Source organism: Nocardia aobensis NBRC 100429 (assembly GCF_000308375.1).
Lineage (GTDB): Bacteria > Actinomycetota > Actinomycetes > Mycobacteriales > Mycobacteriaceae > Nocardia > Nocardia aobensis.
Window position 1 is genome coordinate 1 of the sequence record NZ_BAFQ01000037.1, and the last position, 9,189, is coordinate 9,189.

The 9,189-nt window shown below is 67.7% G+C and carries 9 protein-coding genes; 8 read left to right on the top strand and 1 reads right to left on the bottom strand.

Going from position 1 to position 9,189, the window contains the following annotated elements; genetic code table 11:
* The 5 genes from RJ03_RS38040 to RJ03_RS04225 form a co-directional block, all read left to right on the top strand.
* A partial coding sequence (locus RJ03_RS38040; RefSeq protein WP_218000920.1) for a hypothetical protein occupies window positions 1-194 on the top strand: 194 nt, incomplete at its 5' end.
* A gap of 406 nt (window positions 195-600) precedes the next feature.
* Complete coding sequence (locus RJ03_RS04210) at window positions 601-984, top strand: hypothetical protein (protein ID WP_036498222.1); 384 nt, start codon at window positions 601-603, stop codon at window positions 982-984.
* A 22-nt stretch (window positions 985-1,006) separates the two neighbouring features.
* Complete coding sequence (locus tag RJ03_RS04215) at window positions 1,007-1,339, top strand: hypothetical protein (protein WP_036498223.1); 333 nt, start codon at window positions 1,007-1,009, stop codon at window positions 1,337-1,339.
* A 2-nt stretch (window positions 1,340-1,341) separates the two neighbouring features.
* Window positions 1,342-4,182: a PPE domain-containing protein gene (locus RJ03_RS36915; RefSeq protein ID WP_063820336.1), complete on the top strand. Its 2,841-nt coding sequence runs from the start codon at window positions 1,342-1,344 to the stop codon at window positions 4,180-4,182.
* 10 nt (window positions 4,183-4,192) lie between these two features.
* Complete coding sequence (locus RJ03_RS04225) at window positions 4,193-4,981, top strand: ESX secretion-associated protein EspG (RefSeq protein WP_051024295.1); 789 nt, start codon at window positions 4,193-4,195, stop codon at window positions 4,979-4,981.
* Between the two features lie 9 nt (window positions 4,982-4,990).
* Here RJ03_RS04225 and dtd read toward each other — a convergent pair whose 3' ends face one another.
* Window positions 4,991-5,434, bottom strand: a complete 444-nt coding sequence (dtd, locus tag RJ03_RS04230; RefSeq protein ID WP_036498229.1) for a D-aminoacyl-tRNA deacylase — start codon at window positions 5,432-5,434, stop codon at window positions 4,991-4,993.
* 164 nt (window positions 5,435-5,598) lie between these two features.
* On the opposite strand from dtd, the gene RJ03_RS04235 reads away from it, so the two are divergent.
* The 3 genes from RJ03_RS04235 to RJ03_RS04245 form a co-directional block, all read left to right on the top strand.
* Window positions 5,599-5,919 carry a WXG100 family type VII secretion target gene (locus RJ03_RS04235; protein ID WP_157121665.1) on the top strand — a complete coding sequence of 107 codons (321 nt, stop codon included), beginning with the start codon at window positions 5,599-5,601 and terminating at the stop codon, window positions 5,917-5,919.
* 25 nt (window positions 5,920-5,944) lie between these two features.
* On the top strand, window positions 5,945-6,445 hold the full coding sequence (locus RJ03_RS04240; RefSeq protein WP_036498225.1) for a YbaB/EbfC family nucleoid-associated protein: 501 nt from the start codon (window positions 5,945-5,947) through the stop codon (window positions 6,443-6,445).
* Window positions 6,446-6,461: 16 nt separating this feature from the next.
* A partial coding sequence (locus tag RJ03_RS04245) for a WXG100-like domain-containing protein (protein ID WP_036498226.1) occupies window positions 6,462-9,189 on the top strand: 2,728 nt, incomplete at its 3' end.

The window sequence follows — 9,189 nt, forward strand, 5'->3', positions numbered from 1 at the left end:
GGTGGCCAGGGCGGCGGTGGGTTCCGCTCACCGTCGGATCCGAACTATCTGACGCCCTCGCGACCGGCCCCCGCTCCGCCGGTGGGCGGTGGCGACGGATCGGCGCCGCATCCGGCCGGCAGCTCTGCGAACGCGGCCCCCGGCTCTCGCCCGGCGCCCTCGATCAACGCTGCGCCGACGGGGAATTCGAGTAATCCGCCGAACTTCTCGCGGCCGTTCACGCAGCCGGGCGCGTCGGTGGGCGGGCCGGTGAGCTCGTCGTCGGCACCGATTCACGCTGCGCCGGTGGGGAATTCGACGGAACATCCGAGTGGCCCGCCGAACTTTTCCCGGCCGTTCACCCAACCGGGCCCGCCGACTGCCCCCGTGCCGAATTCCTCCACCGGAGGGCAGGTCGGTGGTGGTTTCCGCGATCCGTCGGATCCGAATTACATGACTCCCTCGCGCCCCGCTCCTGCTCCGCCGGTGAATGGTGGTCAGAGTGGTTTCCGTGATCCGTCGGATCCGAATTACCTGACGCCGTCGCGTCCGGCCCCCGCCCCGCCGGTGAATGGTGGGCAAGGTGGCGGTGGTTTCCGCGAGCCCTCGGACCCGAACTACATGACCCCGTCACGTCCGGCGCCGCAGCCGCCGGTTGACGGTGGTCAGGGCGGTGGTGGTTTCCGCGATCCGTCCGATCCGAACTACATGACTCCGTCGCGTCCGGCTCCAGCTCCGCCCCCACCGTCCGATCCGGCCGAGCCGCAGGATCCGGGGAGACCGCTGGGGCCGGGTAAGGACTATCGCGCGAAGTCGCGGCCGAAGAAGGTGCCGGAGATCGGTCCGATGCCGGCGCATTACGACGCTCCGGATGCGCCGGGCGAGCAAGCGTGGCTGGAGGCGGCCGAACCTCCACCTGTACCGCGCGCGGCGGCCGCAGACAGTCCGGGTGGCGACGATCCGGGCGGGGGCGATCCGAATGTCGACAAGCCGTTCCAGATGTAGGGCACACAGGTAGGGACTGACAATGGCGGAGAAGATCGAGGTGGATGTCGACGCGCTGACCAGGGCCGCCGACCTGCCCGAGGACGTCTCACACAAAGTGCGGGGCGTGATCGACACCCTGCACAACACGCTCACCGGAATCGAGAACGACTCCACCAACCAGCCGTGGGGAAACGACAAGTCCGGCAAGAAGTTCGCCGACGGTGACAAGGGGTACAAGGCGACGCGAGCCAATATGGTCGACGGCGGCTACGGCATGGCCGATGCCCTGTTCCAGTTCGCCGAGGGTGAGCGTTCGGCCGCCGACCAGTTCAGAGCCGCCGAACAAGGTTCGACCGAAGGTCTCGGAGGCTGATCATGACGTTGCCGAATGCGGATACCACCGAGTGGACCCAGATTCTGGGTGCGGCGAATTCCGGTGTGCTGCAATTCGATACGAAGGACATCAAGGCCGCCACCGATGCCGCGGCGCAGCTGGTCGCCAATCTGGAGGCATTGGCGCAATCGGTCCACGACACTCGCGCGCACGAGGTCGGCGCCTTCAGTATTCTGCAGTCCAGCCGCGATCTCGCCGGTGTCTACAGCAATCACGGTGCGGCACTGTACAACTCGCTGATGACGCATGCGAATGTGGTTCGCGATCAGTTCGACACCTTCGTCGCCGCCGGTAAGACGTTCGCCGCGCACGAGCACAACTCGACGTTCAATTTCGACACGATCGCCAAACCCAAGAACGTCACCAGCAATGTGACGCCGCCCAAACTCTCCTCGAACGGGGGGAGTCTGGTCGCCGACCTCAATCAGGATTTCGTCGACGACAGCTGGTCGATGCCGAGTTTCCCCGAGGCGATTCAGGGCTACGGCGGTAAGACCGATTCGGTCACCATCAACATCGAGAATCCGGACAGCCTGGACTGGGACCAGATGATTCAGCTGGGCCAGACGATTCACGCGCAGCCGCCGATGGATCTGTCCGGTTTCTGGGATTCGATGTCGAAACTGATATCGAGCAATATGGCCACCTACGCGGACCAGATCGCGAAGTTGCAAGCCAGCTGGACCGGTGCCGCGTCGGCCGCGGCGGTGACCGCGGTGCGCAATTACAAGGACAGTACGCAGGATCTGATCGACGCCATCAAGGTGACCGGTGCGAGTTTGCGGTACACCAGCGACTGGCTCGAGGCGACCCGCAAGTCGATGCCCACTCCCGGACAACCGGAGAAGACGGGCTGCAAACATCACCACACCGACGAATACCGCGCCAATTACAAGAAGTACTACGCGGATCCGATGAAATCGACGATCTCGACGATTCCGACGATCGCCATTCCGGGTCAGACGGGCGGTGGCAGCACATCGGGCAGTGGATCCGGTTCGGGCAGTGGTTCGGGATCGGGCAGCGGTTCCGGTAGCGGTTCCGGGAGTGGTTCGGGCTATGGAAGCGGTTCGGGTTACGGGAGCGGGTCCGGTTACGGAAGCGGTTCGGGTTACGGAAGCGGTTCCGGTTACGACAGCGGTTCCGGTTACGGGAGCGGGTCGGGCTACGACAGTGGGTCGGGTTACGGGAGCGGATCGGGTTACGGCAGTGGATCCGGGTACGGCAGTGGATCCGGGTACGGCAGTGGGTCGGGGTATGGCAGCGGTTCCGGTTACGGCAGTGGGTCCGGCAGCGGCGCCACATCGCAGCAGCTCCAAGCGGCCTACGAGCAGGGCTACGAGGCCGGATACGAAGAGGGGTCCCACAGTTCGGGTTCGGGGAGTGGCTCCGGTTACGGTGGCGGCTACGACAGTGGTTCGGGCTATGACAGTGGTTCGGGTTACGGCAGCGGCCAGGGCTATGGGAGTGGCCAGGGCGATGGGAGTGGCCAGGGCTATGGGAGCGGCCAGGGCTACGGCAGCGGCGCGGACTACGGCAGCGGTTCCGACTACACCGGCTCGGGTTACGGAGGCGGCACGGGCGGCGGCTACGGCGGTGGATCCGGGGCGAGTTCGGGGTCCGGCAGGACGAGCAAGAGTTCGCAGATCCCGGGCAACTACGACAGCATGCCGGGTAGCGGCGAGTCGAATCAGCAACTCCCGAATCTGAGCGACCTGCTCAATTCCGCCGGCCTCGGTGACACCGGCGGATCCTCCGGCGGCAATTCCGGTCCCAGCAGCACGCCGTACTCGGGTCCGAGCGGCAGTGGCACCGGTTCGTCGACCGGTACCGGATCCACCTCGGGGACGGGTTCGTCGACGATTCCGTCGAATCTCGGCAAGACGCAGCAATCTGGGGCCGGCGCGGCCAAGAACGGCCAACAGCAACTGCCGTCACTCGACGATCTCCTGTCCGGGCTTGCGGGAGAACAGAATACGGAAGCCGGAACCGGCACGACCGGCGACAGCCTCGGGCAGACGGTGCCGTCCTTCGGCGATTCCGCGACGACGGGAAGTGCGAATCCGCTGGAATCGCTGCTCGGTAAGACAGGTGCTACGAACCCGCTCGAATCGCTGCTCGGCGGAACCGCGGGCAGCTCCAACCCGCTCGAATCGCTGCTCTCGGGCGGCGAACAGGCGCTGAACCAGCTCGGGCAGACCGCCCACGACAGCCTGACCGGCCTAGGGCAACTGCTGTCCGGCATTCCCGGATTCGACCAGTTGCTGGCGAGCAATCCGGATCTGAGTCATCTCCTGGCCGGTATCCCCGGTCTGGACCAGTTGGTGTCGGGCACGGGCGCCACCGATCCGCTGCACTCGCTGGCGGAACGGCTGCGCGACCTCAGCCACACGCCGGGGATGGAGGGGCTGTCGGATATCGCGGCACAGCTGGACCCCGGTGGCGGAGGCGACAGCGCCGGTGGTGGCGGCGCCGATACCGGCGGGGGAGCAGGCGGTGGACTCGGCGACGGTACCGGGCCCGACGATGCGACGTCGCCCCGGCAACTCGACCAACCGCGGCAACCGGACAAGTTCCCGCGCGCATCGCTGCCGGCGGACGTCTCCTCCTACGGTGCGGGGCAGCACGATTCGTACGACCAGCAGGCCGGCCAGCCCGGACAACCCGGTCAGCCCGGTATGGCGGGGACCCCGGCCTCGAGCGCGGGCAATTCCGGACCGCAGGGCCAGCACCGGCGGCCGAAGTATCTGACCTCCACGGACTGGCTGGACGACGCGATGGGCGATACCCCGTTCCGGGTCAAGCCGGTGATCGAACCATGAACGAGGACATGTGAACAGGTGGACTCTGACGGACCTGGAATTCAAGGTGTTGTGCGACACCCGATTCTTCGGTCTGGTGCCGTCGATGTTCAGCATCACCAGCCGCATTCCGTATCTGGACGAGTACGAACGCGAATGGCGCCGCACCCGAGCGGAATTGGAGAACCGCGGCGACAGCGCCTTCGAAGCGATCGTGGACACCATGGTGCTGCCGGAGGTGTTGGTCGGCGGGGAGGCATGGGAGGACTCGGACTTCGACAATCCGGCCAAGCGGGTGCGCTTCTACGCCGGGCGGCTCGGTTCCCGTGGGTTCGTGGTCGTCCAGTTGCCGGGTGAAACCCTCAAACATGCCGAAGGTTTCACCATTACCGCCTGTGATCCGCGGGCGATCGGTGAGACGGTCGTCGGTCTGCTGCCGGCTGCCGAACCGGGACGGCGTGGGCCGATCGAGATCGAGATCGGCGAGAGCGCGGGCCGGACCTCGGGCGGCGGTTCCATGGTCGCCGACGACGATGACGATTACCGCGGCCTCACCAGCGCGGCTTTCTTCGACATTCCCGCGACTCACACCGGCACCGTCCGATTGACGCAGGGCAGATCGAAATTCGGTCCGCGCGGACGCATCTCGGTCGCCCGGCTGTGGCGGGATCTGCCCGGCGACGGCCGCTACGTGATTCCGCTGGAGGAACCGGCGCCGGTAGCCGTCGGAATGGGTTCGGCGGGGCTGATCGACTGGATCGATACCGAGGCCGAACACATCGTGCAGCGGATGAACGACTATCAGGAGGTGGACGAGTGAGCGCGCCGCTCACGCCTCGAGCAGCAGCGTGACCGGTCCGTCGTTCACCAGCGACACCTGCATGTGCGCGCCGAAACGGCCGGTCGCGACGGTGGCGCCGAGGTCGCGCAGTGCGGCGGCGAATTCGTCGACCAGCGGTTCGGCGACCGATCCGGGCGCCGCGGCCGACCAGGAGGGCCGGCGGCCCTTCGCCGTGTCGGCGTAGAGGGTGAACTGGCTGACCACCAGAATCGGTGCGCCGAGATCGGCGGCCGAGCGCTCACCGTCCAGAATCCGCAGACGAAAGAGCTTGTCCGCCAGAGTTTTCGCGAGCGCGGCGGTGTCGGTGCCGGTGACACCCACGAGTGCGAGCAGGCCGTGCGGCACTCCCATCGCGGGCGGGTCGATCTGTCCCACCACCTCGTCGTCGACCGTGACCCGGGCCGAGCTGACGCGCTGTACCAGGATTCGCATGCCCTCCATCATCGGATACCGGCCGCGGAGACGGGTTTCGTGGTGGCTTCCGGGACCGGCCACCGGGTGTTCACGTCGGCGCCACTGACGATTTTCCCGCGACTGCCATCGTCGAAGTCCAGCGTCGACGGGCGCCGGCCGGCAGTGCGATGGAGGGACGGACGATGGCGGACGAGATCGAGGTCGAGGTGGCGAAACTCCGCACGGCCGCCGGCAGGACGCAGGATGTGCGCGACCACATCGAGCAGGTGCTGACGAGATTGCAGGGCAAGACCACCGCGTACGGAAACTGCTGGGGGGACGACAGTCTGGGCAAACAGTTCGCGGGCACCGGCAGTGGCGACGGCTACCTCGCCGCGCACGACAACATGGTCACCGGCGCACGGAACTTCTCCACCGCCTTCCAGAAGTTCTCCGACGGCCAGAACGACAGCGCCACCTATCTGGAGACCATGGAGCACGGCAACACCTACGGCTTCCAGTGATCGAGCGGCCGCGGATCGAGCGCCCATGACGAACGAGCATATGAAGGCCGAGCTGGCGGGAATCATCGGCGAGGCGCAACAGCAACTGCGGGTAATCGCCGAAATTCAGCGTGACCGTGCGGAATTGACCGGTACCGCGTCGGTGCGCAAGAACCGGGTCACGGTCAGCGTGAATGCCGACGGGACCGTCATCGAGACCAAATTCGGCGCCGGGATCGAGGATCTGAGTTATTCCGAGATCGCGCGGGCGGTGACCGAGGCGGCCCAGCAGGCATCGAAGAACCTGGCACAGCGGCATCGCGAATTGACGGCGCCGCTGCGGGAACGCCGCGCCCGGTTGCCCAAACTCACGGATCTGATCGAAGACATGCCGGATGTGCGGCTGCCGACGGCACCGGAACCCTCACTGGCGCCGCCGGATTCGCCGGAACGTACGGCCGCCTACGGCGCGGACGAGTTCCGGTTCGCGGATGCGGAGACCTATCCGGTCGAACCGGAACGCCGGGTCACCGACTCCAGTTGGTGACCCGGGGTAACGGCGCATGATCGAGTTTCCCAGCTGGCTCGAGTGGCTGGGTGCGGCCATCGGAATGGAATGGCCGCACGGCAACGAAGACGATATGTGGGCGCTGGCCGGCGACTGGCACACCGCCGCCGGCGAGCTGCGTGAAATCCTGAGCCTGATGGACGACGCCAAGGCCGCCACGCTGGCCGCCTATCCGTCCGGCGACGGCCAGCAGCAGATGATCGACACATTCGACAGCATGCGCCACGGCAAGGATTCGCTGGAGGCGCTGGCGGGATACTTCGATCAGGTCGGGGATTCGGTCTACGGCGGCGGTACGCAGATCGAATACACCAAGCTGATGTTCTATTCGACGCTGGTGATCACCGCCGCCGATATCGCGGCGGTATGGATCTTCCCGCCGACCGCGCCCGCGGAGGAAGCCGGCATCATCGTGGCGACCCGCGTCGCGGTGCGGATGATGATGCGCCGGATGCTCGACGCGATGGCGGGCTGGGCGGGCCGGCTGGCCGAGAACGCATTGGTGCGCTTCATGTTCCGGCATGTGCTGCTGAACGCGGCCCTCGGGGCGATTCAGGATTTCGCGGTGCAGCAGTGGCAGGTGTGGGAGGGGCACCGCAAGAGCATCGACTGGCAGCAGCTCGAGGTCACCACCTTCGCCGCCGGTGTCGGTGGCGCCGCCGGTGGCGCCTTCGGCGAGGCGATGGGCAAGAAATTCGGCAACGCCTTCCGTAACGAGGTCGGCGACGTCACCTCGAAATGGGGCGTCAATCTGACCCGCGCGGGAATCGGTGCCGGATCGGGCCTGGTCAACTCGGTGGCGGCCTTCGGCGGCTCGGTCGGCTGGCAGTTCGCCTCCGATCTGGCACACGGTGATCTGGATACCGCGCTGAAGAACCTGAAGAACACCCACGTCGATTGGCGCATGTTCAGCGCCGGTGCGATAACGGGCGGGGCGTCCGCGCTGAATCACAATTTCGCGCACAGTCATTTCGAGAATTCACCGTTCTGGAAACTGAACGCGCCGCGCGCCGATCTGGGCAATATCGGGGACCTGCACGGTGTCACCCACGACGGCACCGTGCCGAACGCGCACGTCGATCTCGCTAACGGCAACGGCCCTGTGCCACAAGGTGATTCGACTGCCGGTGCGGGCGGCGAGCGGGGCTCTTCCGGGCCCGTGCGCGGCGGGCCGGTGACCAATGGTCACGACAGCCACGCGGGTGCGCCGACGACGACGGCGGGCACCCACGAGCGCCCGGCATCGGAGACCCGTGGCACGCCGGAACAGACTGCGCCACAGGATCGTTCGGAAACCACCGAGAGCGGTCCGACAACTTCGGCGGCGCGTTCCGGGTCGGAGGGGTCCAGTTCGCCGTCCGAATCCGCGACATCCAGCGGTCCGGTATCCGACTCGTCCCCGACTCCACCGGCCCGCAACGAGGTGCCTGGTGGCGCACACGACTCCACGACCGCGGACACCACTGGCTCGTTGAGCGGCGGCCCGCACGAAACCGCTGCCCCGGCAACGACACCCGGTTCTGAATCGGCATCCCATGCGTCGGGCGCCACCTCTGCCGCGAGCGAAGCAGGTGCGGCGGCCGGTCCTTCCCCCTCGTCCGGCCCGGCCGAGTCGGCGAGTTCCGCCGCTGGGTCGGGTCCGGCCGCCTCTTCCGGCCCGAGTACGTCGTCCGGCCCGAGCGCGTCGTCGGGTCCGAGCGCATCCGCACCCGGAGCGTCGACAGGTTCGAGCGCGACAACCGGCGCGTCGACGGGATCCACCTCAGCTTCCGGCGCCTCGCCGATCGACGCCCGCGGACCCGCGTCCGGCGGTACCGAGACTCCCCGGACCGGCGAGGTGCGCACTCCGGACGCCCGAACCGCCGCCGACGGCCGCGCCGCCTCCGATCTCGGCCGAGGTTCCGCCACCGACGCCCGGCTACAGGGCAGAGCCGGTGCGGCCGACGCGTCCGCGGCCCGCCCCGCCGCCGATCCGCGCGTCCAGGCCAAGGTCGGCGACTCCGAGGGCCCGCGCGCCGCGAGCCGAGCCGGCGGGAGCGAGGGCGAGCGGATCACCGCCAAACCGGACCGCGCGGACACCGCCCAGCCGCGAGACCGTGGAGAAGCCCCCCAATCGCGAGACCGTGGCGAGACCGCCCAGCCACGGGACCGCGCCGGTGCCGGACCGCGCACCGACCAGGGACGCGGTACCGAACCGGCGCGCGGTGCGGGCGAACGCGCCGAAACCACCCGCACGTCAACCAAATCCGACCAGCCTGCCGCACACAGGCCCGAGCGAGCAGCCGCCCGCGACGAGACCAGAGCCCCCGACCACGAGTCCACGCCACTCCACGATCCTGAAGCGGCCGGGACGCGTGACAAGGCCGGAACACGCGACGAGGTCGAGACGCGTGACGAGCCCGGTGCACGTAACGAGGCCGGGACGCGGGACGAGCCGACCGTGGGGGACGAGCCCGGAGCGCGTCGTGCCGAGGAACCGGAGACCGCCGACCACGATGCGGCACAGGGTGATCGGACCGAACGTTCCGACGATCCGGCGGAGCAGTCTGCCGATCCCGTGCGCAGAGACGGCGAGGATCCGCGCGATACGGCCGAGCCCGTACAACGGGACCCCGAGCGGCGTGATGCCGACACATCCAGCCCGCGCGAGACCGACAGCGCCGAGCCTCGAGTATCCGAGCATGCCGGTCCGAGAGATGCCGAACATGCCGGTCCGCGTGATT